Source organism: Blautia glucerasea (assembly GCF_013304385.1).
Classification (GTDB): domain Bacteria; phylum Bacillota; class Clostridia; order Lachnospirales; family Lachnospiraceae; genus Blautia_A; species Blautia_A ammoniilytica.
The window spans coordinates 26,525-51,534 of record NZ_JAAITU010000017.1 but is presented as its reverse complement, the minus strand read 5'-3'; the positions used below and the strand labels follow the sequence as shown (position 1 = coordinate 51,534).

23 protein-coding genes are annotated in these 25,010 nt (G+C 44.7%); 22 read left to right on the top strand and 1 reads right to left on the bottom strand.

Annotation, left to right across the window (positions count from 1 at the left end; genetic code table 11):
- Position 1 precedes the first annotated feature (1 nt).
- The 18 genes from G5B11_RS08610 to ftsZ all read left to right on the top strand — a co-directional run bounded on the left by G5B11_RS08610 (position 2) and on the right by ftsZ (position 21,457).
- A complete protein-coding gene (locus tag G5B11_RS08610) occupies positions 2–748 on the top strand; it encodes a Stp1/IreP family PP2C-type Ser/Thr phosphatase (RefSeq protein WP_173727649.1) in 747 nt (248 codons plus the stop codon).
- Positions 742–2,967, top strand: coding sequence for a Stk1 family PASTA domain-containing Ser/Thr kinase (gene pknB / locus G5B11_RS08605; protein ID WP_173727647.1), 2,226 nt, complete (start codon positions 742–744; stop codon positions 2,965–2,967). The genes G5B11_RS08610 and pknB overlap by 7 nt, the downstream gene beginning before the upstream one ends.
- Before the next feature lie 3 nt (positions 2,968–2,970).
- Positions 2,971–3,849 carry a ribosome small subunit-dependent GTPase A gene (rsgA, locus tag G5B11_RS08600; RefSeq protein WP_173727646.1) on the top strand — a complete coding sequence of 293 codons (879 nt, stop codon included), beginning with the start codon at positions 2,971–2,973 and terminating at the stop codon, positions 3,847–3,849.
- Between the two features lie 106 nt (positions 3,850–3,955).
- Entirely contained in the window at positions 3,956–4,627 is a 672-nt protein-coding gene (rpe, locus tag G5B11_RS08595; protein WP_158421840.1) for a ribulose-phosphate 3-epimerase, read from the top strand.
- 8 nt (positions 4,628–4,635) lie between these two features.
- Complete coding sequence (locus G5B11_RS08590) at positions 4,636–5,340, top strand: thiamine diphosphokinase (protein ID WP_173727644.1); 705 nt, start codon at positions 4,636–4,638, stop codon at positions 5,338–5,340.
- Positions 5,341–5,547: 207 nt separating this feature from the next.
- Positions 5,548–6,645 carry a redox-regulated ATPase YchF gene (ychF, locus tag G5B11_RS08585; RefSeq protein WP_173727642.1) on the top strand — a complete coding sequence of 366 codons (1,098 nt, stop codon included), beginning with the start codon at positions 5,548–5,550 and terminating at the stop codon, positions 6,643–6,645.
- Positions 6,646–6,662: 17 nt separating this feature from the next.
- A complete protein-coding gene (gene lgt / locus G5B11_RS08580; RefSeq protein ID WP_244092952.1) occupies positions 6,663–7,736 on the top strand; it encodes a prolipoprotein diacylglyceryl transferase in 1,074 nt (357 codons plus the stop codon).
- 302 nt (positions 7,737–8,038) lie between these two features.
- A complete protein-coding gene (gene mraZ, locus G5B11_RS08575; protein ID WP_158421844.1) occupies positions 8,039–8,470 on the top strand; it encodes a division/cell wall cluster transcriptional repressor MraZ in 432 nt (143 codons plus the stop codon).
- A gap of 35 nt (positions 8,471–8,505) precedes the next feature.
- Positions 8,506–9,444, top strand: a complete 939-nt coding sequence (gene rsmH, locus G5B11_RS08570) for a 16S rRNA (cytosine(1402)-N(4))-methyltransferase RsmH (protein WP_158421845.1) — start codon at positions 8,506–8,508, stop codon at positions 9,442–9,444.
- A 28-nt stretch (positions 9,445–9,472) separates the two neighbouring features.
- Entirely contained in the window at positions 9,473–10,024 is a 552-nt protein-coding gene (locus G5B11_RS08565; protein WP_158421846.1) for a septum formation initiator family protein, read from the top strand.
- 114 nt (positions 10,025–10,138) lie between these two features.
- Positions 10,139–12,355 carry a peptidoglycan D,D-transpeptidase FtsI family protein gene (locus tag G5B11_RS08560; protein ID WP_244092951.1) on the top strand — a complete coding sequence of 739 codons (2,217 nt, stop codon included), beginning with the start codon at positions 10,139–10,141 and terminating at the stop codon, positions 12,353–12,355.
- A 116-nt stretch (positions 12,356–12,471) separates the two neighbouring features.
- Positions 12,472–14,214 (top strand): peptidoglycan D,D-transpeptidase FtsI family protein, encoded by a 1,743-nt coding sequence (locus G5B11_RS08555; protein WP_330603104.1) that lies wholly within the window; start codon positions 12,472–12,474, stop codon positions 14,212–14,214.
- A gap of 60 nt (positions 14,215–14,274) precedes the next feature.
- The gene (gene mraY / locus G5B11_RS08550; RefSeq protein ID WP_158421848.1) at positions 14,275–15,231 is read left to right on the top strand and encodes a phospho-N-acetylmuramoyl-pentapeptide-transferase; all 957 of its coding nucleotides are present in this window, start codon (positions 14,275–14,277) and stop codon (positions 15,229–15,231) included.
- Positions 15,232–15,244: 13 nt separating this feature from the next.
- Entirely contained in the window at positions 15,245–16,600 is a 1,356-nt protein-coding gene (gene murD / locus G5B11_RS08545) for a UDP-N-acetylmuramoyl-L-alanine--D-glutamate ligase (RefSeq protein WP_173727640.1), read from the top strand.
- Positions 16,601–16,625: 25 nt separating this feature from the next.
- The gene (locus G5B11_RS08540) at positions 16,626–17,741 is read left to right on the top strand and encodes an FtsW/RodA/SpoVE family cell cycle protein (protein WP_173727638.1); all 1,116 of its coding nucleotides are present in this window, start codon (positions 16,626–16,628) and stop codon (positions 17,739–17,741) included.
- Between the two features lie 14 nt (positions 17,742–17,755).
- Positions 17,756–19,051, top strand: coding sequence for a UDP-N-acetylglucosamine 1-carboxyvinyltransferase (gene murA, locus G5B11_RS08535; protein WP_173727637.1), 1,296 nt, complete (start codon positions 17,756–17,758; stop codon positions 19,049–19,051).
- Positions 19,052–19,061: 10 nt separating this feature from the next.
- Positions 19,062–20,168: a cell division protein FtsQ/DivIB gene (locus G5B11_RS08530; protein ID WP_173727635.1), complete on the top strand. Its 1,107-nt coding sequence runs from the start codon at positions 19,062–19,064 to the stop codon at positions 20,166–20,168.
- Between the two features lie 140 nt (positions 20,169–20,308).
- Entirely contained in the window at positions 20,309–21,457 is a 1,149-nt protein-coding gene (gene ftsZ, locus G5B11_RS08525) for a cell division protein FtsZ (RefSeq protein WP_158421880.1), read from the top strand.
- Positions 21,458–21,532: 75 nt separating this feature from the next.
- Here the strand turns inward: ftsZ and G5B11_RS08520 are convergent, their stop codons facing one another.
- Positions 21,533–21,853: a DUF1540 domain-containing protein gene (locus tag G5B11_RS08520; RefSeq protein ID WP_158421853.1), complete on the bottom strand. Its 321-nt coding sequence runs from the start codon at positions 21,851–21,853 to the stop codon at positions 21,533–21,535.
- Between the two features lie 285 nt (positions 21,854–22,138).
- On the opposite strand from G5B11_RS08520, the gene thiC reads away from it, so the two are divergent.
- From thiC to rplT, 4 genes are all read left to right on the top strand, one after another.
- On the top strand, positions 22,139–23,449 hold the full coding sequence (gene thiC, locus G5B11_RS08515) for a phosphomethylpyrimidine synthase ThiC (protein ID WP_158421881.1): 1,311 nt from the start codon (positions 22,139–22,141) through the stop codon (positions 23,447–23,449).
- Between the two features lie 289 nt (positions 23,450–23,738).
- Positions 23,739–24,233, top strand: a complete 495-nt coding sequence (gene infC, locus G5B11_RS08510; RefSeq protein ID WP_158421854.1) for a translation initiation factor IF-3 — start codon at positions 23,739–23,741, stop codon at positions 24,231–24,233.
- Between the two features lie 60 nt (positions 24,234–24,293).
- On the top strand, positions 24,294–24,491 hold the full coding sequence (rpmI, locus tag G5B11_RS08505) for a 50S ribosomal protein L35 (RefSeq protein WP_158421855.1): 198 nt from the start codon (positions 24,294–24,296) through the stop codon (positions 24,489–24,491).
- Positions 24,492–24,530: 39 nt separating this feature from the next.
- Positions 24,531–24,887 (top strand): 50S ribosomal protein L20, encoded by a 357-nt coding sequence (gene rplT / locus G5B11_RS08500; protein WP_158421856.1) that lies wholly within the window; start codon positions 24,531–24,533, stop codon positions 24,885–24,887.
- Positions 24,888–25,010 lie beyond the last annotated feature (123 nt).

Below are 25,010 nucleotides of genomic sequence, written 5' to 3'. Positions count from 1 at the left end.
AATGAGGATATATTCAGCGACTGATGTTGGGCAGAAGCGGAAGATGAACCAGGACTATGTGTTTGTTTCCCAGGAGCCGGTCGGAAATCTCCCTAATCTTTTTGCTGTTGCCGATGGCATGGGCGGACACAATGCAGGAGATTATGCATCTGCACATGCAGTACAGACTCTGGTGTCCCAGATTCAGGCAGATGCGGATTTTAATCCCATTAAGGTGATCCGTCATGCCATTGAAGCTGCCAATACAGAAATTATTGATCAGGCGCAGAGAGATGAAGGACTTCGTGGGATGGGGACTACCATGGTAGTTGCCACCATTGTAGGAAATTATGCTTATGTGGCAAATGTAGGAGACAGCAGACTTTACGTTGTACAGGGACAGATTCGCCAGGTGACAAGAGACCATTCCCTTGTACAGGAGATGGTAAGGCTTGGAGAGATCAATGCAGAAGAGGCACGCAACCATCCAGATAAGAATATTATCACAAGGGCGCTTGGTGCAGAAAAGACGGTAGATGTTGATTTTTTTGACCTGAAGCTGGAGCCGGGAAACACGATCCTGATGTGTTCCGATGGTCTGAGCAATATGGTTGAAGATCGTACGATGGAAGAGATCATAACAAACCCGGATAAGGATATTACCTGGAAAGGGGATACACTGATACGGGAAGCAAACCAGAATGGCGGCAAGGATAATATTGCAGTTATATTGATAGAACCATTCACGAATGAGGTGGAAACATGTTAAAGACAGGTATGATTATAGCAGAACGCTATGAGATAGTAGGAAAAATCGGTACCGGCGGAATGGCGGATGTCTATAAGGCAAAGGATCATAAGCTGAACCGCTATGTGGGAGTGAAGGTTTTGAAACCGGAATTCCGTGAAGATGCAACCTTTGTTAAAAAGTTCAGAAGTGAAGCCCAGGCAGCAGCAGGGCTTACACATCCTAACATTGTAAATGTATTTGATGTTGGGGAAGATGATGGGATATATTATATTGTCATGGAACTGATTGAGGGAATCACTCTGAAAGAGTATATTTCCAAGAAAGGCAAGCTTTCCGTAAAGGAAGCTACCAGTATTGCTATTCAGGTATCCATGGGACTGGAGGCAGCACACAGCCATGGTGTTGTACATAGGGATGTTAAGCCTCAGAATATTATGATTTCCACAGACGGAAAGGTAAAGGTTACAGATTTTGGTATTGCACGGGCTGCATCCTCCAATACCATCAGTTCCAATGTGATGGGGTCTGTACATTACAGCTCTCCTGAGCAGGTACGTGGTGGATACAGTGATGAGAAAAGTGATATTTATTCACTTGGTATTACTTTGTATGAAATGGTTACAGGCAGGGTTCCTTTTGACGGGGACACTACAGTCGCCATTGCTATCAAGCATCTTCAGGAGGAAATGGTTCCGCCCAGTGTATATACACCGGATCTTCCCTACAGTCTGGAGCAGATCATTTTCAAATGCACACAGAAGAGTGTAGACCGCCGTTACCAGAAAATGGAAGATGTGATCGCAGACCTGAAGCATTCCCTGATCGATCCACAGGGGGACTTTGTGAAGCTTACATCTGTGGATAATGATGCCAAAACCGTTGTGATTTCTGACAAAGAGCTTGGTGAGATCAAGCATACACCAAAGCAGAAGACAGATATTGAAGAACTGGAAAAAGAGATCAATGAAACAGATTATGATGAGCCGGATGAACCGGTAAGCCGCAGAGAGCGGGAGAGAGAAAGAGAGCGGGAGCGCGAAAGGGCACGAAGAAGAAAGAAACAGAGAAACAGCGGACTGATCATTACGATCCTGGCACTGATCTTTGGTGCAGCCCTTCTTGTAGTCCTGATCATCTTCATTGGCCGTGCAGCAGGGCTTATTGGCGGCAGTGACAATACAGACCAGCAGCAGGAAGCACAGGTTACGGAAGCACCGGCAGATGCGGGACAGGTAGCAGTTCCGGATCTGAAAGGCAAGACAGAAAATGAGGCGAAGACTCTTGTTTCTGACCTGCATCTTGGCCTTCAACCTATGGGAGAAGAAGCATCTACACAGGAAAAGGGCCGGATCTCTTCGCAGGATCTTGATCCTGGAACAATGGTAGACCAGAATACAACGATTAAATATTATATCAGCAAGGGAACACAGGATGTAAGTATCCCGGATGTATCCGGTACTACAGGGATTGATGCACAGCAGCAGCTGGAGGATCTGGGACTGGTAGTGCAGGTACAGAAGGTATACAGTGAAGCAGATGACACAGGAAGCTATCCTCAGGTAGATCCTGGATACTCCATGTATACAGAGCCTTCATCCGGCACAGATGCCAAGTCCGGTGATAGTGTGACATTGTATGTAAGCCGTGGACTGGATTTCGGTGACAGTGCAGAAGTTCCGTATGTAGTGGGCATGCAGAAGAATGATGCGCTTACAACTCTTGGCAAGTTTATCGATATTACAATAAATGAGCAGAAGAGCACAGATGTGGCAGCCGGGGAAGTTATTTCACAGGATCCGGTTGGCGGTGAGGCAGCAGATCCGGATCAGCCAATGACTATTACCATCAGTACAGGTGACCAGGAGCCTGGCGCACAGGCAGATACATCTACAGACAGTGTAGCTTCTGCAGATAACAGTACATCAGACACTGCATCATCAAGCAATGATACAGCCAGCCAGGCGGCAGCTGCAGGAGAAGTATGGAAATGTACACAGAAACTGAATACCCCTACCGGTTATAATGGCGGCGCTGTCCGTCTGGAACTTGTACAGGAGGTAGGAGGAGTACCTACTGCTTCCGTGATCGTAGAGGGTCAGAAGATCACTTTCCCATATCAGCTTGACATTACAGGTGCACCTGGTGTGAGCGAAGGTACGCTTTATCTGTCAGAGGAAGTGGACGGAAGCTATCAGGAACTGGGACATTATCCTATCACTTTTGAAAAGGCTGAATAATCCATGCAGGGAAAGATCATAAAAGGAATTGCAGGCTTTTACTATATTTATGCAGAAGACGGAGAAACCTATGAGTGCAAGGCTAAAGGAATTTTCCGTAAAGATAACCAGAAGCCTTTGGTAGGGGATGATGTACAGATCAGCATTCTGGATCCTAAGGAAAAGACCGGAAATATAACAGCGATTCTTCCAAGGAAGAATTCGCTGATCCGTCCGGCGGTAGCCAATGTGGATCAGGCAATGGTGATATTTGCCATGGAAAGCCCTAAGCCCAATTTTCTTCTTCTTGACAGATTTCTGATCATGATGGAGCAGCAGGATGTTCCTTCTTTGATCTGTTTTAACAAAGGAGATCTTGCAGAACCAGAAGAACAGCAGAGACTGTGCAGAATTTATGAGGATTGTGGATATCAGGTGATTCCTGCCAGTATCAAAGATGGTATCGGAGTAGATCAGATCCGCAGGGTACTGCAGGATAAGACCACTGTTGTGGCCGGGCCTTCAGGGGTTGGAAAGTCTTCGCTAACTAACAGGCTTCAGGATGAGATTTGTATGGAGACTGGCGAGATTAGCCGTAAGCTGAAACGGGGACGTCATACTACCCGACATTCCCAGGTGATCCCTGTAGGAAAGGATACCTTCCTGGTGGATACACCTGGATTTTCTTCTTTATACCTGACTGATATGGAAGAAGATCAGCTGAAGGATTATTTTCCAGAATTTACCAGGTATACTCAGCAATGCCGTTTTCAGGGATGCCGACATATTCATGAGCCGGACTGCCAGGTGAAGCAGGCATTGGAGGACCATAAAATCAGCAAGCAGCGATATGAGGATTATTTGGTATTATATCAGGAATTAAAAGACAAACGTAAATATTAAATGAAATATAAAAATAAGCGTAAATACTAAATGAAATATAAAAATAAGCGTAAATACTAAATGAAATATAAATATTAAGCGGAATATAAGGAGGATTATTAAAACTATGTATCAGTTGTGTCCGTCTATTTTATCTGCGGATTTTAACCGCCTGGGCGAACAGATTAAAATCTTGGAAAACGAGGGAGTAAAATGGCTTCATATTGATGTTATGGACGGCGATTTTGTGCCAAGTATTTCCTTTGGAATGCCGGTGATCAAATCTATCCGCAAGGAATCCGGTATGTTCTTTGATGTGCATCTGATGGTTACAGAGCCTGGTCGTTATATTCAGGATTTTGTAGACTGTGGTGCTGATTCCATTACTGTACATGCGGAGGCATGTGAGGATTTGGAACGTACCATTGAATTGATCCATGATGCAGGCGTAAAGGCAGGCATATCTATCAAACCGGCTACTCCGGTAAATGATATCAGCCATATGCTTGAGGATGTTGACATGGTACTTGTTATGACTGTTCAGCCAGGCTTTGGGGGACAAAAGTATATAGATGAGTGTACAGAGAAGATCCAGGAGCTTAGGGAACTGATCGACCATGAGGGGCTGGATGTGGATATTCAGGTAGACGGCGGGATCAATGAGGATACCCTTGTAACTGTAATGAAGGCCGGAGCCAATCTTTTTGTGGCAGGCTCCTGGGTGTTCAAGGATGATATTGCAAAGAATGTAAGAAATATCCAGAATAAGATCCATGAAATAGCAGATACACTGGAATAAGGAAGCATATGATTGATACAGTAGTAGTTAGCGGGGGCAATATCCAGGTTGATTTTGCCCTCGATTTTTTAAAAAAACTGAAAAAAGAAACAAACAGAAAAACATCAACACAGACAAGCACTTCCCATAGTAAAGCTTTGCAGCTGATCGCAGCAGATAAAGGCCTGGAATTTTTCATAACAGCAGGCATAACGCCAGATCTGATAGTGGGAGATTTTGACAGCCTTTCCTCGGAGGGAAAGATATACATGGAAAAACTGCCACAGACTTCTATCCGCAGGTTAAAGCCTGAAAAAGATGATTCTGATACACAGTCAGCTGTGAATCTGGCTATTTCTCAGGGAGCAAAGGATATTCTGATCCTTGGAGGGACAGGTACCAGGCTGGATCATGTGATGGCCAATCTGGGACTGCTTTTGTCAGGCAAAGAACGGGGTGTGAATATCCGGCTAGCAGACGTGAATAACTTTATCACCCTTGTGGATAATGGCACAGTTCTTCACAAAGACTGGCAGTATGGGAAGTATGTATCTTTTTTCTCTGTAGGAGGAGATGTGACCGGACTTACCCTGGAAGGCTTTAAATATCCGCTGCATGATCATCATCTGCGGTTCGCCCAAAGCGGGCTTACTGTCAGCAATGAGATTAAGGAGCAGGAGGCTAGGATCACCTTTTCTGGGGGCAATTTGCTGATGTTAATGACAAGAGACTGAATTGGGGCTAAATGTGGCGGTTTGCAGGTGAATACCGTGTAGACTCAAAATCGGATAAAGGTATACAAAAGAGTTCTGGTGTGTTATAATCCATACGTGTCAGAGCTCTTTTGCATGAAAATGAGCATGATTATAACAAAAGAAGAATATACACAAGATATCTGAAAATACTGTAAATCAATACACTCAAAGGAGATATACATAGAAATGAAATTAGGAATCGTAGGCCTGCCCAATGTAGGCAAAAGTACATTGTTTAATTCCCTGACAAAAGCAGGGGCAGAATCAGCTAACTACCCATTCTGCACCATTGACCCCAATGTGGGAGTTGTAACAGTGCCGGATGAAAGACTGAAGCTTTTAGGAGATTTTTATCATTCCAAGAAGGTAACACCGGCAGTGATCGAATTTGTGGATATAGCAGGCCTTGTAAAGGGAGCATCCAAAGGAGAGGGACTTGGCAACCAGTTCCTGGCCAATATCCGTGAAGTAGATGCCATTGTACATGTGGTACGCTGCTTTGAAGACTCTAATGTGATCCACGTAGATGGAAGTATTGATCCGCTTCGTGACATTGAGACCATCAACCTGGAGCTGATCTTCTCTGATCTGGAGATTCTGGAGCGCAGGATCGCAAAGGTTACAAAGACTGCACGTATGGATAAAGAAGCAGCTAAGGAACTGGATTTCCTTCAGAAGATCAAGAAGCATCTGGAAGACGGCAAGATGGCCATCACTATGGAGCTGGACAATGAGGATGAAGAGGGATGGATGGGTACATACAACCTTCTTACATGGAAGCCTGTGATCTATGCTGCTAACGTGGCTGAGGATGATCTGGCAGATGACGGTGAGTCCAATAAATATGTGGCAGAGGTGCGTGAATACGCAAAAGAACAGAACAGTGGAGTATTTGTGATCTGTGCACAGATCGAGGAAGAGATTTCTGAACTGGATGATGATGAGAAGAAAATGTTCCTGGAAGATCTGGGGCTGAAAGAATCAGGACTTGAGAAGCTTGTCCGTGCAAGCTATCATCTTCTTGGCCTGATGAGTTTCCTTACATCCGGAGAGGATGAAACACGTGCATGGACAATTAAGATCGGTACAAAGACACCTCAGGCAGCAGGAAAGATCCATTCTGATTTTGAAAGAGGATTTATTAAAGCAGAGGTAGTAAATTATCAGGATCTTCTGGACTGTGGATCTTACGCAGGAGCCAGAGAAAAGGGCCTGGTTCGCATGGAAGGAAAGGATTACGTTGTGCAGGATGGAGATGTGATCTTATTCAGGTTCAACGTATAAAACGGTGATATATGGATATGATGATTCGTTTTCCTAATCTTGGGGTGGAACTTGGATATGTGGGCAGATCTGTACGGATATTCGGCTTTGAGATCACCTTCGGAGGGATGCTCCTTGCATTGGGGATGCTTGCAGGACTTGCTTTTATTGTTCTTGAAGCAAAACGCAGAAATGAAAATCAGGATGCTTACGTTGGAATGATGATCACAGCTGTGATCTTTGGCCTGATAGGTGCGCGGCTTTTTTATGTGGGATTTTCCTGGGATCTTTATAAAGACAATATTCTGGAGATCTTTAATATCCGGAATGGAGGAATGGCTTTTTACGGCGGTTTGTTAGGCGGCATGCTGGGGGCTGCTATTTACTGTGGAATACGCAGGCTCTCCTTTATGAAAATGGCAGATACTGCCTGTATGGGACTGGTAGTGGCACAGATAATAGGAAGATGGGGAGATTTTTTTAACAGGGAATCCTTTGGGGAATATACCAATTCGGTTCTTGCCATGCAGCTTCCTTTATCTTCAGTACGAAGCAGCCAGGTCAGTGCGGCTATGCGGGAAAATCTTGTGACTGTAAACGGAGTTTCCTTTGTTCAGGTACATCCTGCTTTTTTTTACGAAAGCGCATGGTGCCTGGTGTTGTTCCTTCTTCTCCTTGTGTGGAAGAGGAGAAAAAGCTTCCAGGGGGAGATCTTTCTTAGATATCTTACAGGTTACGGACTGGGGAGATTTCTGCTGGAGTGGATCCGTACAGACAAGCTGGTGATACCAGGGACAGGTATTTCTGTTTCCATGGTGATCTCTGTGATACTGTTTGTATTATGTGGGATCATGGGAATGGTACGCAGGACAATGGCGAAGAAACGTGCAAAAGTAAAAAAACGTAGAAGAGAGGAAGATTATGAAGCAGAAGAAAAAGCTGCCCGAGAAGCAGAAGGACATGATTCCCTGGAAGCGGATGACCTCTTATCTGAGACGCATACGAAAGAGAATCCTGAAGATCCGGATGCAGAAGCTGCAAAAGAAGCTGGACAGACAGATCCGGTGCCGTCAGGATCTGCTGAAGAATCTGGAAATGAGCCGGAAGCTTGACCGGTTCATGAATGCAGCCATGCTGGCTGAAGAAATAGAATGATCATAGAGTGGGTAACTGTTCACAGGAATGTGGAGAGTACCCACTTTTTTTCTGTTGCATGGAAATATTTTACAGGTGGTCCAGCTAAAAAATAAGGATTCCTACTTGCGTTTTTCATCTAAATGGTTTAGAATAAACCCATAAGTGGTAGAAAGTGGAGAATAGTGGAGGCGAATGGGGGCATTGTGGCAGACAGTTCCATCCGCATCCCGGAAATACGAAGGGGAGACTCGTATTTCCCGAGAGTAGGTGAGTAAATATGTTCATGGGAGAATACAACCACACAATCGATGCGAAGGGGCGGCTGATTATCCCTTCTAAGTTCAGAGAACTCTTAGGGGAAGAGTTTGTTCTGACCAAGGGACTGGATGGTTGTCTTTCTATATATCCTATGGATGAATGGGAAGCCTTTGAAACAAAACTCAGAGCATTACCACTTACGAACAAGAACGCAAGAACCTTTTCAAGATTCTTTGTGGCAGGAGCCACCACATGTGAGCTGGACAAGCAGGGGAGAATCCTTGTACCACAGACCTTAAGGGAGTTTGCTGGTCTGGATAAAGATGTGGTTCTGACTGGAAATCTTAACAGGATCGAAGTCTGGAGCAAAGAAAAATGGAATGAAAACTGCAATTATGACGACATGGACAGCATTGCAGAAGGCATGCAGGAAATGGGAATCGTTATATAAGGCAGTTCTAAGGACAAATCCAACAGGAGACGGAAATGGAATTCAAACACAAATCTGTATTACTGGAAGAGGCTGTTGACGGCTTAAGGGTAAAGCCTGATGGAACCTATGTGGATGGGACTTTAGGAGGTGCGGGACATGCCTGCAGGGTATGTGAAAAACTTTCTGCCAAGGGGAGATTTATTGGTATAGATCAAGACCAAGATGCAATAATTGCTGCGAGTGAAAGGCTGGGCGCCTACAAACAGGCGACAATCATTCGCAGCAATTATTGTTACATGGGACAGGAACTTTCTGCCCGGGGAATTTACGGGGTAGACGGAATCCTGCTGGATCTTGGAGTATCCTCTTATCAGCTGGACAATGAAGAGCGAGGATTTACCTACAGGGTAGATGCTCCACTGGACATGAGAATGGATCAGAGGCAGAGCCAGACCGCATCAGACATCGTCAACGGTTATGAAGAAAAAGAACTTTACCGTATCATCAGAGACTACGGGGAAGATAAATTTGCAAAGAATATTGCAAAGCATATTGTGGCAGCAAGGGAAAAGAAGCCTATCGCCACAACTGGGGAACTGACGGAGATTATCCGCGGAGCGATTCCCATGAAGATACAGGCAACAGGAGGCCATCCTGCCAAGCGTACTTTCCAGGCGATTCGTATAGAACTGAATAAAGAACTGGATGTATTGAGAGATTCTCTGGATGGTATGATCGATCTTCTGAATGATGGAGGAAGGATCTGCATTATCACCTTCCATTCTCTGGAAGACAGGATCGTTAAGACCATATTCAGAAAGAATGAAAATCCATGTACATGTCCACCGGATTTTCCGGTATGTGTATGTGGAAAAAAATCAAAGGGACAAGTGATCACAAGAAAGCCTATTCTTCCAAGTGAGGAAGAGATGGAAGAGAATCCACGTTCCAAAAGTGCAAAGCTGCGGATTTTTGAGCGAAGCAGAAGTTAGTCAGACAGTAAGTTAGAGGGGAAATAAAATGGCGGCAAACAGACCTACTACAGCAAGAAGAAATATGAATAGCGCCAGAAATCCCAGAGGGGTATATATAGACGGAAGTGCAGCACGCAAGCTTCAGGAAGTGCCAGAGCGGAGATATTATCCTCCGGCACAGCGTCCTGCAAGGCAGCCTGCCAAAGTGGCAGCAAGCCCCCGAACTCAGGAAAGGCAGCGTACACTTAGTAAAGAGGCAAAGAAGAACAGGGCAAAAGCGATGAGCATGAACCGGAAGTTTGTTGTTTTCATTGCGGTTGTATCCACAGCAGTCCTGTTTTGCTGTATCAATTATCTGAGGCTGAAGTCAGATTATACAAGGAAGATCAGTCAGGTGGCATCTCTGGAATCAGAACTGGCTCAGTTGAAAGAGGATAATGATGCTTACTACAGTGAGGTTACTTCCAATGTAGACCTGGATAAGATCAAGAAGATTGCCATCGGACGACTTGGAATGAAAAATCCGTCTGATGATCAGGTGATGACTTATAGTGTTGAGGGGGGGAGCTATGTACGGCAATATCAGGATGTGCCTTAACAGACGCTTCCTAGTGCAGTGAAAATTAAGACAAGTCAATATGGTGATTACTTAATATTCACTGTACTGGTATCCAACTGATTAGAAAGCAAGGCAGGTGATCTATTGAGCAACATGGACAAAAGAAGGAAAAAAAGACCAGAGAAAAAAATTAATTATGTTATGCGGAAGAAGCTGATATTACTGTTTGCAATAGTGATAGGAGCTTTTTTTGCATTAGCAATGAGAATCACATACATTAATGCAACAAGCGGGAACAAATACAAAAAACAGGTACTAAGCCAGGCACAACAAAAATATGAAAGCAGGGTGATGCCTGCAAAGCGAGGAGATATCTACGACCGGAACGGGAATATCCTGGCTACCAGTAATAAGGTTTATAATGTGATCCTGGATTGCAAGGCAGTAAATGAAAATGAGGATTATGTGGAGCCCACCGTTCGTGCGCTGACCAGCGTGCTTGGGATTGAAGAGGGAGAGATCCGTACCCGTCTTACAGCAGAAAGTACCAAGAACAGCCAGTATCAGATCATCAAGAAGCAGATTTCCATGGATGATAAAAAGGCTTTTGAGGACTACAAATCCATTCCTGAGGAAAGTGATCTTTCGAAAGAGCAGATCCAGGAAAAAAATAATGTACAGGGCGTATGGTTTGAAGAGGATTATCTGAGAATTTATCCATATAATGAATCTGCCTGTGATACTATTGGATTTACATTGGAAAGGGATGTGGCAGACAGCGGCATCGAGGGCTACTACAACAGTACCCTGAATGGAGTAGACGGCCGTCAATATGGCTATTTTAATAGCAGCTCCGATGTGGAACAAACCATTATTGAGCCTAGCAATGGCAACAGTTTGGAACTTAGTCTGGACATGGGAGCACAGCAGATCGTGGAAAAATATGTGAATGCTTTCAATGAACGGATGGGAGCAAAGAATGTAGGCGTGATCGTGGAAGATCCTTCCAACGGAGAGATCATTGCCATGGATGGTGGAGACCGGTATGATCTGAACGAACCCAGAGATCTTTCCCAGCTTTATACCAAGGACGAGATCAAAGGAATGAATGATGAAGAGACAGTAGAGGCATTAAATGCCATGTGGAGTAATTTCTGCGTAACAGATGCTTATGAGCCCGGTTCTGTTATAAAGCCTATAGTTATGGCTTCAGCACTGGAAAAAGGCAAGATCAGCACTTCGGATACTTTTGTATGTGATGGAGGCCAGGCCTTTGGTACAGATACTTTTATTAAGTGTGCGGTATGGCCGAATGCCCACGGTACAGAGACGCTGGCAGATGTTATTGCAAACTCCTGTAATGACGGTATGATGCAGATCGCTGCAGCTATGGGCAGTGAGCAGTTTATCAAAGCACAAAGTGTATTTAATTTTGGATCCAGGACAGGCATTGACCTGCCAAACGAAGGAACAGGTATTATCCATACTACAGATACGATGGGCGAGACTGAACTTGCCTGCTCTGCATTCGGACAAGGATTTACCTGTACCATGCTTCAGGAGATCAATGCTATGTGCTCCGTTGTGAATGGTGGATATTATTATCAGCCTCATCTTGTGACAAAGATCAAGGACAGCAATGGAAGTGTGATAAAAACCGTGAATCCGGTTCTGATGAAACAGACCATTTCCTCTAATATTTCTACAGATATCCGCAGCTATATGCACCAGAGTGTGCTTCGTGGTACCAGTCAGACATCAAGGGTTCAGGGTTACAGTTCCGGTGGTAAGACAGGTACAGCAGAGAAGTTTCCCCGTGGAAATAAGAAGTACCTGGTTTCCTTTATAGGATTCGCCCCTGTGGATGATCCTGCGGTTGTGATCTACGTGGTTGTGGATGAGCCAAACGCAGAGGATCAGGCAACCAGTACCTATGCACAGTATATTGCACAGGGAATCCTTTCCGAGCTGCTTCCTTATCTGAATGTAGCACCGGACGAGGCTTCTGATGGAGAAACGCCGGTTACAGAACTGTGGGAAGGCTTTCAGGGATATCTTTCAAATAATACGGAAAGTTCTCTGGATGAAAATGGCAATCTGGTGGACGGCAATGGCAATCTGATCGACTGGGATGGCAACCGTATCGATGAAAATGGTTATCTTCTCAATGCAGATGGAAGCTATCAGATTGATGAGAATGGAGAATATATTAAGTCAGATAATCTTGATGGAGCAGGTGATGGCAGTGGTTTGCAGGAAGCTGTATCGGATACAAGCATTCCGGCTCCTCTGGACGGAGATTCTAAGACTGCACAGGACAATGATATGGAAAGCGAAGGACTGACCAACGAAGAGGCTGGTCTGGAATAAGAAAAGTGATAACCCTGCCAGGACTGTTCATATATTAATATGACAGTTCTGGCAGGGTTTTTTATGTCCTGATATAGCGGTTACAATAGAACAGGGAAAGCCCGGAAAGGATATTTGTGAAAAAAAGTCTGACCTTTCACAGGAAAAAAGTGTGGCTGGTCCTTTCCATCTGCAGTATTCTGCTGCTTGGATTGATGATACGTCTGGTGTGTCTGATGGGCTTTTTGTCAGATCATTATTACAGGAAAGCAGAGGATCTTCATGAAAGGGAGCGGGATATTAAGGCAGAACGGGGAAAGATCCTGGATGCAGCTGGAAAGGTACTGGCGGATAACCGGACAGTGTGTACTATTTCTGTGATCCACAATCAGATCAAAGAACCGGAAAAGGTGATCCGGGTACTGGCAGAAAAGCTTTCCATGGATCCGGGTCAGGTGCGGAAACAAGTGGAAAAGGTTTCTTCTATAGAAAGGATCCGTACAAATGTTGACAAGGAAATAGGGGATCAGATCCGTGAGTGCCAGCTGGAGGGAGTGAAGGTGGATGAGGATTACAAACGGTGGTATCCCTATGGAGACCTGGCTTCCAAAGTACTTGGCTTTACAGGTGGGGACAATCAGGGAATCATCGGGCTGGAAGTAAAATATGAGGATGTATTAAGGGGAGAAAATGGGAAAATCCTGACGGTTACAGATGCCAGGGGAGTGGAACTTACAGATAAAGGAGAAAAAAGAAAGGAACCGGTGGCAGGGCAGGATCTTCGGATCAGTCTGGATGCCAGTATCCAGGAATATGTGCAGCAGGCGGCACAGAAGGTGATGGAGGAAAAACAGGCGGACAGAGTATCCATCCTTTTGATGAATCCTCAGAACGGTGAAATCTATGCCTGTGTCAATGTGCCGGAATTTGATTTGAACCAACCCTTTGAACTGAATACGGAACAGGATACATCTGGCCTTAGCCAGCAGGAAAAGCAGGATCTGTTGAACCAGATGTGGAGAAATCCATGCCTGAATGATACCTATGAACCTGGTTCTACCTTCAAGATCATTACAATGGCAGCTGGATTGGAGGAAGGAGTGGTTAAAGAAGAAGATTCCTTTTATTGCCCAGGATATAAGCTGGTAGATGACCGAAGGATCCATTGCGCCAACCGTAGAGGGCATGGCTCACAGAATTTTGTCCAGGGAGCAGAAAATTCCTGTAACCCGGTTTTTATTGAAGTTGGCCTGCGGCTGGGAGTGGATAATTATTACAAATATTTCAAACAGTTTGGTCTTTTGAAAAAAACAGGAATCGACCTGCCTGGTGAAGCAGGAACCATCATGCATCAGAAAAACAAAATGGGAAATGTAGAACTGGCTACTGTGTCCTTTGGACAGTCTTTTCAGATCACGCCCATCCAGCTGGCAGCAACGGTAAGCGGGATCATCAACGGTGGGAAAAGGGTGACTCCTCATTTTGCGGTGGCAGTACAAAGTCCGGATGGGAGAAATATCAAAGAGCTTTCTTATCCGGTGGAGCAGGGGATCCTGTCAGAAGCAACCTCCAGGCGGGTACGGAACATTCTGGAAAAGGTGGTATCAGAAGGCTCCGGAAAAAATGCAAAGATTGAGGGCTATTCTATCGGAGGGAAAACAGCTACCTCACAGACTCTTCCCAGAAGTGCCAACCGATATATTTCTTCTTTTCTTGGCTTTGCACCAGCAGAAGAGCCCATTGTTCTGGGACTTTGCATTATTCATAATCCTCAGGGAATGTATTATGGAGGCACCATAGCTGCACCTGTGATCCGACGGATTTTTGAGAATGTTCTGCCCTATCTGGGTATAGAATGCAGCTACAGTCTTGATAAATAGGTGAAAAAGCCGTATACTATAAAATGGTTTAAAAAAGACGAAAGAAATAAGAGGTGTGAAATGGATTTTCAAGTTGTGATTCCCGTGCTGATTTCCTTTGGAATCAGTGCATTATTAGGCCCTGTTGTGATTCCTTTTCTTAAAAAGCTGAAAATGGGACAGACAGAAAGAGTAGAAGGCGTACAGTCCCATCTGAAGAAGGCAGGGACACCTACCATGGGAGGCGTGATGTTTCTTGTATCCACAGTGATCACGGCTCTGTTTTATGTAAAGGATTATCCCAAGATCATTCCTGTGCTTTTTCTTACATTAGGCTTTGGACTGATCGGATTTCTGGACGATTATCTGAAGGTTGTGCTACGCAGGTCAGATGGACTTCTGGCATGGCAGAAGCTGATTTTGCAGGTGGTTGTTACAGGGATTTTTACCTTCTATATTTTAAATTATACAGATATTTCACTGACTATGCGGATCCCGTTCTGGAGCGGACATTATCTGGATTTGGGCTGGCTGGCAGTGCCACTTCTGTTCTTTGCTGTGATCGGTACTGTAAACGGGGTGAATTTTACAGACGGTGTTGACGGTCTGGCTTCCAGCGTTACACTGATCGTTGCAGTGTTTTTTACTGTGGTTTCCATTGGGCTGAAGTCCGGGATCGAGCCTTTTACCTGTGCGGTAGTGGGTGGTCTGATGGGATTTCTGCTTTACAATGTGTATCCTGCGAAGGTGTTTATGGGAGATACAGGTTCCCTTGCATTGGGCGGATTTGTGGCAGGCTGTGCTTACATGATGCAGATGCCTTTGTTTATTCTGATCGTAGGCCTGATCTATCTGGTAGAGGTTCTTTCAGTTATGATCCAGGTTACTTATTTTAAGGCAACTCACGGGAAGAGAATCTTCAGAATGACCCCGATCCACCATCATTTTGAACTTGGCGGATGGTCTGAAACCAGAGTTGTAGCAGTTTTTTCAATTATTACGGCAATTATGTGCCTGATCGGACTGCTGGCGCTTTAAGGAGGAGAAAGTCGTGGATTTAAAAGGAAAAAAAGTTCTTGTTTTCGGTACAGGAAAAAGCGGGATAGGAGCTGCGCAGCTTCTTGTAAAAGCAGGTGCTCTCCCAGTTATTTTTGATGGAAAAGCAGATATTGACAAAGAGGAGATCATACATAAAGTCGGAGCAGATACACCGGTGCAGGTGTATACAGGAGAACTGCCTGGTGAAGTACAAAAGAGTCTGGATCTGGCTGTACTTAGTCCTGGGGTTCCTACTGACCTTCCCCTTGTAAAAAGCTTTTATGCACAGGGGCTGCCGGTATGGGGCGAGGTAGAACTGGCGTACCAGACAGGAAAAGGGCAGGTTCTTGCGATTACTGGCACTAATGGCAAAACCACTACCACTGCACTTCTGGGCAAGATTATGGCAGATGCCCGTCCTTCTGTTTTTGTTGTTGGAAATATTGGTACACCTTATACATTAAAAGCACCAATGATGAAGGAAGATAGCATTACTGTAGCTGAGATCAGCAGCTTCCAGCTGGAGACGATCCAGGATTTTGCCCCTCATGTAAGTGCGATCCTGAATATTACTGAGGATCATCTGAACCGTCATCACACTATGGAAGAATATATCCGGGTGAAGGAGCTGCTCACTAAGAATCAGGGACCAAAGGATGTATGCGTACTGAATTATGAGGATCCGGTCCTTCGTAAGTTTGGCGAAAACATTGTACCGGAGGTGGTTTATTTCTCTAGTGTGAGAAAGCTTTCAAAGGGTATCTGCCTGGATGGGGATATGATCACACTTCGTACAGACAAAGAAGAGATCCAGGTTGTAAAAACAGGAGACCTGAAGCTTTTGGGACAACATAATTTTGAAAATGTGATGGCAGCAGTTGCTATGGCATGGTATGACGGCGTAGATATTGACAGTATCCGTAAAAGTGTGTGTGAGTTTACTGCAGTTCCTCACAGGATCGAATATGTGACTGAGAAAAACGGTGTTGCATATTATAATGATTCCAAGGGAACTAATCCGGACGCTGCCATTCGTGGGATCAGGGCGATGAACCGTCCTACATTGCTGATCGGCGGCGGCTATGATAAAGGATCTACTTATGATGAATGGATCCAGGCATTTGATGGTAAAGTGAAGTACCTGGTGTTGATCGGACAGACAAAGGAGAAGATCAAAGAGGCTGCAAAGAAGAATGGTTTCCATCAGATCATCCTGTGTGAAGACCTGAAGGAAGCAGTTAAGGTATGTGCACAAAAGGCAGAGCCAGGTGATGCAGTGCTTCTTTCACCTGCCTGTGCAAGCTGGGGACAGTTTGATAATTATGAGCAGAGAGGTGACATATTTAAGGAGCTTGTTTCATATCTTTAAATAAAAGAATGATCCAGGAGATTTTATGGCATCCGGAAAGAAACAGGGCTATTCAGAAGCAGACGGGATTTTACTTACGCTGGTGCTGATCCTTGCGGTCTTTGGATTGACCATGCTTTTCTCAACCAGTGAATATAATGGCAGAGTACGTTTCGGCGACTCTGCCTATTATTTTAAGAAACAGCTATTTGCTATGTCCCTGGGGCTTCTGACTATGTATCTGGTTGCTGGAATGGATTATCACTTTTTTATCCGCCTGGCACCGGCAGCCTATGTAGTTTCTTTAGGCTTGTCAGCAGCAGTGCTGGTGGTGGGGCAAGAGATCAATGGCTCCAGGCGGTGGCTGAATCTGGGACCATTGTCTTTTCAACCTTCAGAATTTGCAAAAGTGGCAGTGATCCTTTTTCTGGTGTGGCAGATCCAGCATACCAAAAGCAGTACTTCCGGTCTGTGGTTTATGGGACGGACCCTTGCATCGCTTCTTCCTGTGGTAGGACTTGTAGGCTCCAATAATCTGAGCACAGCCATTATTATCCTTGGGATCGGAGTGGTGCTGATTTTTGCATCAAACTCCAGATATGCATGTTTTCTTGGCATAGGTGCCGCAGGTGTGGCATTTGCCGTGTTGTTTCTGGCAGCAGAAAGCTACCGTCTGGAACGTCTTGCTATCTGGCGGGATCCGGAAAAATACGAAAAAGGTTTTCAGACCATTCAAGGGCTGTATGCTATTGGAAGCGGAGGACTGTTTGGCAGAGGGCTGGGAAGCAGTATACAAAAGCTGGGATTTGTGCCGGAAGCCCAGAATGATATGATTTTTTCAATTATTTGCGAAGAACTGGGACTTACCGGTGCATTGATATTGATTTTGATTTTCGGACTGCTGATCTGGAGACTGTGCGTGATCGCTACCCAGTGTATGGATCTGGCAGGAACCTTGATCTGCACCGGGATCATGGCTCATATGGCTATTCAGGTGATCCTGAATATTGCTGTAGTAACAAATACCATTCCAAATACAGGCATTACACTGCCCTTTGTCAGCTATGGAGGAACCTCTGGGGTTTTTCTGATGGGAGAAATGGGTCTGGCTCTTAGTGTAAGCAGTCACAAACAGCAGCTCTTTACATATACTAAAGGGTAAGAGGCTCTTTAGGAGTGAAAAGCTTGGATGACTACATCTGTATCGTGGGTGGTAAGCCATTAAAAGGAACCATTTCTGTACAGGGATCAAAGAATGCGGCGCTTCCCATGATGGCAGCGTCCCTGCTGCACAGAGGCATAAGTGTTCTTAAGACATGTCCCAGGATCACAGATGTTTTCTGTATGGAGAAAATCCTTCAGGCGCTGGGAGCAGTTACCTGGTGGGAGGATCATGATCTATATATGGACTGTACAAATGCAGACAAAGAAGAAATACCGGAAATGTATACAGGACGTATGCGGTCATCTGTTATTCTGCTTGGAGCCATGCTTGCCAGGAATGGCAAAGGAAGGCTTGGGTATCCGGGAGGCTGTGTAATTGGCAGCAGGCCTATAGACCTGCATTTTTATGCACTAAGGCAGCTTGGGGCTGTGATCAAAAAAGACCAGGTGATTCAGGGAATTGCTCCATCCGGTCTTTTAGGAAACCAGATATTGTTCTCAAAAAGAAGTGTGGGTGCTACACAACAGGCTATTCTGGCTTCTGTGCTTGCAAAAGGAAAAACAATCATAAAAAATCCTGCCAGGGAGCCGGAAATCCTTTGGCTTTGCAGATATTTGAAAACAATGGGCGCACAGATCGAAGGAGAGGGAACGGACTGCATTTTTATAGAGGGAAAAGATGAATTAGGAGCCGGATGTATGAAGATTCCTCCGGACCGGATCGTTGCAGGAACTTATATTTGTGCCGCAGCAGCCACAAGAAGTGAGATCACACTGGAAAATGTACCGGAAGGTGAACTGGATGCCTTTCTGGATGTATATTGCAAAATGGGTGGACAATATAAAGGGAAGAGTGGTAAACTAATAGTCAATGGACAGAACATCCACTGTCCGGTAAAGCTTCTTAAGACAGATGTTTATCCTGGATTTCCTACAGACCTGCAATCGCAGCTTATGGCAGTTCTGACTACAGTGACCGGGAAAAGCCTGATCCGGGAACAGATTTTTGAGGATCGTTATAAGGCGGCAGGAGAACTGGTGGAGATGGGCGCACATATAAAGATCTGCGGAAGGGAAGCTTATATAGAAGGTGGATATCCTTTATATGGCAGGCAGGTAAGTGCCAGGGAGCTTCGGGGCGGTGCCGCTTTGGTGATTGCTGCCTTGTGTGCCAAAGGCACCACAAAGATCAGTGGATATTCATTTATCAGCAGAGGCTATGAGCATATCTGTCAGGATCTTGCTGGCGCAGGCGCCAGGATCAGTCTGGGCAGAGCTGCAGACAGCCGGGGCATTCTTGAATCTTAAAGGATGGATTATGGGAACTGGAGATAACGGAGAAACGTCTGTGTTTGATAAAAAAACAAAAAAAATAATCTGGGGAACCCTGGCGGCAGTGCTGCTGGCAGGCATTATCTTTTTCTTTTCCTTTTTCCGGGTCAGGACTATTGAAGTCATGGGCAGTACTCATTATACCCAGGATCAGGTAAAGGAGATGGCGCTGCAGGGTTCCTTTATGAGCAATACGGTGCTGGCTTCCTTTTTTCATAAAAATGAGCAGGTCAGCGACATGCCTTTTGTAGAGGGATACAGTGTTTCCATGACTGGCAGGGATACCATCTGTATCAGTGTAAAAGAAAAGAAAGTAGTAGGCTGCATCCCTTATCTGGATAATTATATTTATTTTGACAGAAACGGGGTCTTTGTTGAAGGTCTGAAGACCAGAGATGAGAAGGTACCTTTTTTTGACGGGATCCAGGTAGATAAGGTGGTCCTGAATGAAAAGCTTCCACTGAAAGGGAAAACGATTCTGAATACAGCTGTGGCACTTGCAACTATTTTTCAGAAGAATGACACAGTGCCGGATCATATCCAGATTGATGATAAGTCCAGGATCAGTCTGGTTTATGGGGATGTTACTGTCATGCTTGGGGAAGACAGGCTGCTGGAGGACAAGATGACAAGGGCGATTGCCATCCTGCCAAAGCTTTCCGGGCAGAAAGGGATCCTTCACATGGAGAATATTACCGAGACGGAGAAGAATTGTACCTTTGAAGCAGAGGTAGAACCGGTAACTGCTGAGAACTGGACCGGCGGTTATAATGAAAATGGAGAATATACCGGTGATGGGGAATATGACGAAAATGGCAAGTATGTAGGCGCAAAGCCCAAAAGTGAGCTGGATTATGCCCTTGAAAACTGGCATGGCGGATATGACGGAGAGGGAGATTATACTGGCGAGGGCGAGTATGATGCCAACTGGAATTATGTGGGACCCAAGCCTACCGAAGAAAGTATAGCTGCCAACGGAGACTGGCATGGCGGATATCTGGAAGACGGAAGTTATACAGGAACTGGTGAATATGACCATGAGGGCAACTATGTAGGCCCTAATCCTAATGCAGGGAATGACGAATATTCGTGAAAAAAGTATAAAAAAACAAAATTAGTAGTTGATTAATTCAAAAAAAAAATATATGATATATCTATATGTAGCTTGATACAAATAAACTTGACTTGAATATCAGGTATAGAAATAAAGGAGGAAGTACATTGTTAGAGATTATGTCAAATGAGGCAGAGTCATCTGCGAAGATTATTGTAATCGGCGTAGGTGGAGCTGGTAATAATGCAGTGAACAGAATGGTGGAAGAAGCCATTGGCGGGGTAGAGTTTGTAGGTGTGAATACCGATAAACAGGCTTTAACTCTGTGCAAAGCTCCAACTGTACTTCAGATTGGCGAAAAGATTACCAAAGGACTTGGTGCGGGTGCACAGCCAGAGGTTGGACAGAAGGCAGCAGAGGAAAGTATAGAAGAAGTGAAGCAGATCATGGAAGGTGCAGATATGGTTTTCGTTACCTGCGGTATGGGTGGCGGTACCGGTACAGGAGCTGCTCCGGTGATTGCAGCAGCAGCAAAGGAGATGGGTATCCTTACTGTTGGTGTTGTTACAAAGCCTTTCCGCTTTGAAGCAAAGACCCGTATGAACAATGCACTTGCAGGTATTGAGAATCTGAAGAAAGCAGTGGATACACTGATCGTGATCCCGAATGATAAATTACTGGAGATCGTTGACCGTCGGACTACTATGCCGGAGGCACTGCGTAAGGCTGATGAAGTACTTCAGCAGGCAGTTCAGGGTATTACAGACCTGATTAATCTGCCGGCACTGATCAATCTTGACTTTGCAGATGTACAGACCGTTATGACAGATAAGGGTATTGCACACATCGGTATTGGTGAGGCCAGAGGTGATGACAAGGCTATGGAGGCTGTTCAGCAGGCTGTTTCTTCTCCGCTTCTTGAGACTACCATTAAAGGTGCTACACACGTTATCATTAATATTTCCGGTGATATTTCCCTTATGGATGCCAATGATGCAGCCAGCTATGTACAGGAGCTTACAGGAGAGGATGCAAATATCATCTTTGGTGCAATGTATGATGATTCAGTTGCTGATTATGCAAGGATCACTGTTATTGCTACAGGCCTTAGTGATGCAGCGCAGAATACCAGTCCTTTTGGCAACAGAAGCAGCAATGCATCTTTTAATGCCAAAAGACCGGCAGCACAGACAAGCACAACATCTTCTTTTAAGATGCCAAGCTTCAGTATGCCTACTATGAATGCAACACCATTTACTGCGAAGACACCTTCCAGTACAGTGCAGAAGAAGGATATCCAGATTCCGGATTTCCTTAAGAACCGTTAGTCAATTTTTTGTGAAATATCAGGGCTGCGACACAGCAGGAAATTACTCTCTGCTGTGCTGCAGCCTTTTTACATCTTAACATTTACAGGCAAAGGTTCCACATTTGGTTTCATGGCAGCACTGTGCCCTGGAACCATCTACATCAACAGCTGCTGCTGTACATTTGCAATTGTCATTGTATGCACAGTTGTGGGCTTTACATTCAATCTGGATCTTTTCGCAGCCGCAGCGGCACTCCATACCATTTGTTGCTGCATCAGATTTTTCCTGAAAGCTTCCACAGCAGGTTTCATCTGCAATGTGGGCACTTTCACCCATAACATTGATCTCACCTCTGGAACACTGACGGGCGTCATTATAAACACAGTTAGCAGCTGAACATTTTAAAATCGTCATGATCATTCCTCCTTTTATTAGATGCAGGGCATCTTTGTATATACAAGGATAGTATCTGCGTTTTGCTATGTAATATGTATGGAAAATTATAGTAAAAATATTGCAAAGCCATCTATGCTGCGCTATAATATGAGCATGAAAAAGGGGAGCTGGCGAAAACCGGCTGAGAGGAAACGTGATTCCGTTTTGACCCGTAACCTGATTTGGATAATGCCAACGTAGGGAAGAGGATGAGTAGTCTCTGCTTTTAGTATGGCAGAGGCTTTTTTTATGGAGGAAAAAAGATTGAGAAATTATACCACACAGATGGATGCGGCAAGAAAAGGCATTGTCACAAAAGAAATGGAGATTGTGGCAAAAAAGGAACATATGACAACAGATGCATTAAGAAAGCTGGTTGGGGAAGGCAAGGTTGCAATCTGTGCAAATAAGAATCACAAATGTCTTGATCCGGAAGGCGTGGGAAGCATGCTTCGCACAAAGATCAATGTCAATCTGGGAGTGTCCCGCGACTGTAAAGACTATGATATTGAGATGGAAAAGGTCATGAGTGCTGTGAAGTTGGGCGCAGAGGCGATTATGGATCTGTCAAGCCATGGTAATACTCAGCCCTTCCGTCAGAAGCTGACCCAGGAATGTCCTGTTATGATCGGAACGGTTCCTGTATATGACAGCGTGATCCATTACCAAAGGGATCTGGCGACTTTGACAGCCAAGGATTTTATTGACGTTGTAAGGCTTCATGCCCAGGACGGTGTAGATTTTGTAACGCTGCACTGTGGGATCACCAGGAAAACCATTGATCAGATACGGAATCACAAAAGAAAAATGAATATTGTAAGCCGTGGCGGAAGCCTGGTTTTTGCATGGATGAGCATGACAGGAGAAGAGAATCCATTTTATGAGTATTTTGATGAAATTCTTGATATCTGTGAGGAATATGATGTTACCATTTCCCTTGGGGATGCTTGTCGTCCAGGATGTCTGGCAGATGCAACCGACGTATGTCAGATTGAGGAACTTGTCCGTCTTGGGGAATTGACCAAACGCGCATGGGCGCATAATGTACAGGTTATGGTAGAGGGACCGGGACATGTGCCGTTGGATCAGGTAGCAGCCAATATGAAAGTGCAGCAGACCATTTGTATGGGAGCACCTTTCTATGTACTTGGGCCTCTTGTAACAGATATTGCACCTGGATATGACCATATTACTGCAGCTATCGGCGGAGCAGTGGCAGCTATGAGCGGAGCTGCTTTCCTTTGCTACGTAACGCCTGCAGAGCATCTGGCTCTTCCTAACGTGGATGATGTTAAGCAGGGGATCATTGCTTCCAAGATTGCAGCCCATGCAGCTGATATTGCCAAGGGTATTCCGGGAGCAAGAGATATTGATGATCGTATGGCAGATGCACGGCAGAAACTTGATTGGGAAGCTCAGTATGCATGTGCCCTTGATCCTGAGACTGCAAGGCAGATCCGTGACAGTCGTAAGCCGGAAGATGACCACAGTGATACCTGCAGTATGTGCGGTAAATTCTGTGCAGTCCGCAGCATGAATAAGGCTCTGGCAGGGGAGTATATTGATATATTATAAAATAATTATTAAAAAGTCCTTGACTTCTAAGGGAAAACATGGTATTCTGTCTGGGTACGTGAGAAAACAAAGCAGAGTTACACTCTCACCTTAGCGCAGTCAGGCGACTTGGGTTAATATTGCACAGCTTATATTTAAAGATGTGATTTGTGTAATAGGTGAAGTGTGGATTCTGTCCGCACTTTTTTCATGTTTAAGGCAGAAGGTTTCCCGGAGAGAAATTGGGAAGCTGGCGGGTGATTTAGTATTTATCTATCAGGTATGGAGGTGCACTACAATTAGCAGTTTAATGATTAACGAACAAATCAGGGACAGAGAAGTACGCTTGATTGGCCCGGACGGAGCACAGCTCGGTATTATGTCCGCAAAGGAAGCAATGTTCAAGGCTCAGGAGGCAGGGCTTGATCTGGTAAAGATTGCCCCCCAGGCTAAACCGCCGGTATGCAAGATCATTGATTACGGTAAATACCGTTACGAACTTGCTAGAAAAGAAAAAGAAGCCAAGAAAAAACAGAAAACGATTGATGTTAAAGAAGTGCGGCTTTCACCGAATATCGATACAAACGACCTTATGACAAAAGTCAATGCAGCAAAGAAGTTTCTTTCAAAGGGCGATAGGGTGAAGGTAACTCTCAGATTTCGCGGAAGAGAGATGGCTCATATGTCAGCCAGCAAGCATGTGCTTGATGATTTCGCAGATATGTTGAAAGAAGTGGCTAATGTGGAGAAAGCACCTAAAGTGGAAGGCAGAAGCATGACCATGTTCTTAGCTCAGAAAAAATAAATTCAGCAGCATTTATGCCGCAGGGCAGTTCATAATACGAAAATTAAGGAGGAAACTATAATGCCAAAAATTAAAACATGTAGAGCAGCAGCAAAGCGCTTCAAAAAGACAGGTACAGGAAAATTAATGAGAAATAAAGCTTACAAGAGTCATATCTTAACCAAAAAATCTCAGAAGAGAAAAAGAAATCTGAGAAAATCTACTGTTGTTGATTCTACAAATGTTAAGAGCATGAAGAAAGCATTACCATATTTATAAGATACAGATAGAAGACGACGAACAGGAGGAAAATAAGAGATGGCAAGAATTAAAGGCGGATTAAACGCAAAGAAGAAACATAACCGTGTATTAAAACTGGCAAAAGGCTACAGAGGAGCCCGTTCCAAACAGTATAGAATTGCAAAACAGTCTGTAATGAGAGCACTTACAAGCTCTTATGCAGGAAGAAAACAGAAAAAACGTCAGTTCAGAAGTCTGTGGATCGCTCGTATCAACGCTGCAGCAAGAATGAACGGATTATCCTACAGCAAGATGATGCATGGCCTGAAGGTTGCTAATGTTGACATCAACAGAAAGATGCTTGCAGATCTGGCTGTTAATGATGCTGAAGGCTTCAAAGCATTAGCTGAAGTTGCAAAAGCTGCAATCGCATAAGTATTATCAATTCTGGAATCCAGGGAAAATAATTTCCCTGGATTCTTTTGATTTTTGTATAAAATATCACTTGCAATCAAAATAATGTGATGCTATAATTACTACATTGAAGTAGTAAAGAGG

Coding starts and splice junctions, on each gene's coding strand:
- rpmI (WP_158421855.1), top strand. CDS start 24,294: ATGCCAAAAATTAAAACATGTAGAGCAGCAGCAAAGCGCTTCAAAAAG.
- ychF (WP_173727642.1), top strand. CDS start 5,548: ATGAAATTAGGAATCGTAGGCCTGCCCAATGTAGGCAAAAGTACATTG.
- G5B11_RS08610 (WP_173727649.1), top strand. CDS start 2: ATGAGGATATATTCAGCGACTGATGTTGGGCAGAAGCGGAAGATGAAC.
- mraY (WP_158421848.1), top strand. CDS start 14,275: ATGGATTTTCAAGTTGTGATTCCCGTGCTGATTTCCTTTGGAATCAGT.
- lgt (WP_244092952.1), top strand. CDS start 6,663: ATGATGATTCGTTTTCCTAATCTTGGGGTGGAACTTGGATATGTGGGC.
- pknB (WP_173727647.1), top strand. CDS start 742: ATGTTAAAGACAGGTATGATTATAGCAGAACGCTATGAGATAGTAGGA.
- G5B11_RS08590 (WP_173727644.1), top strand. CDS start 4,636: ATGATTGATACAGTAGTAGTTAGCGGGGGCAATATCCAGGTTGATTTT.
- G5B11_RS08565 (WP_158421846.1), top strand. CDS start 9,473: ATGGCGGCAAACAGACCTACTACAGCAAGAAGAAATATGAATAGCGCC.
- mraZ (WP_158421844.1), top strand. CDS start 8,039: ATGTTCATGGGAGAATACAACCACACAATCGATGCGAAGGGGCGGCTG.
- rplT (WP_158421856.1), top strand. CDS start 24,531: ATGGCAAGAATTAAAGGCGGATTAAACGCAAAGAAGAAACATAACCGT.
- rpe (WP_158421840.1), top strand. CDS start 3,956: ATGTATCAGTTGTGTCCGTCTATTTTATCTGCGGATTTTAACCGCCTG.
- infC (WP_158421854.1), top strand. CDS start 23,739: ATGATTAACGAACAAATCAGGGACAGAGAAGTACGCTTGATTGGCCCG.
- ftsZ (WP_158421880.1), top strand. CDS start 20,309: ATGTCAAATGAGGCAGAGTCATCTGCGAAGATTATTGTAATCGGCGTA.
- G5B11_RS08560 (WP_244092951.1), top strand. CDS start 10,139: ATGGACAAAAGAAGGAAAAAAAGACCAGAGAAAAAAATTAATTATGTT.
- G5B11_RS08540 (WP_173727638.1), top strand. CDS start 16,626: ATGGCATCCGGAAAGAAACAGGGCTATTCAGAAGCAGACGGGATTTTA.
- rsgA (WP_173727646.1), top strand. CDS start 2,971: ATGCAGGGAAAGATCATAAAAGGAATTGCAGGCTTTTACTATATTTAT.
- G5B11_RS08520 (WP_158421853.1), bottom strand. CDS start 21,853: ATGACGATTTTAAAATGTTCAGCTGCTAACTGTGTTTATAATGACGCC.
- G5B11_RS08530 (WP_173727635.1), top strand. CDS start 19,062: ATGGGAACTGGAGATAACGGAGAAACGTCTGTGTTTGATAAAAAAACA.
- rsmH (WP_158421845.1), top strand. CDS start 8,506: ATGGAATTCAAACACAAATCTGTATTACTGGAAGAGGCTGTTGACGGC.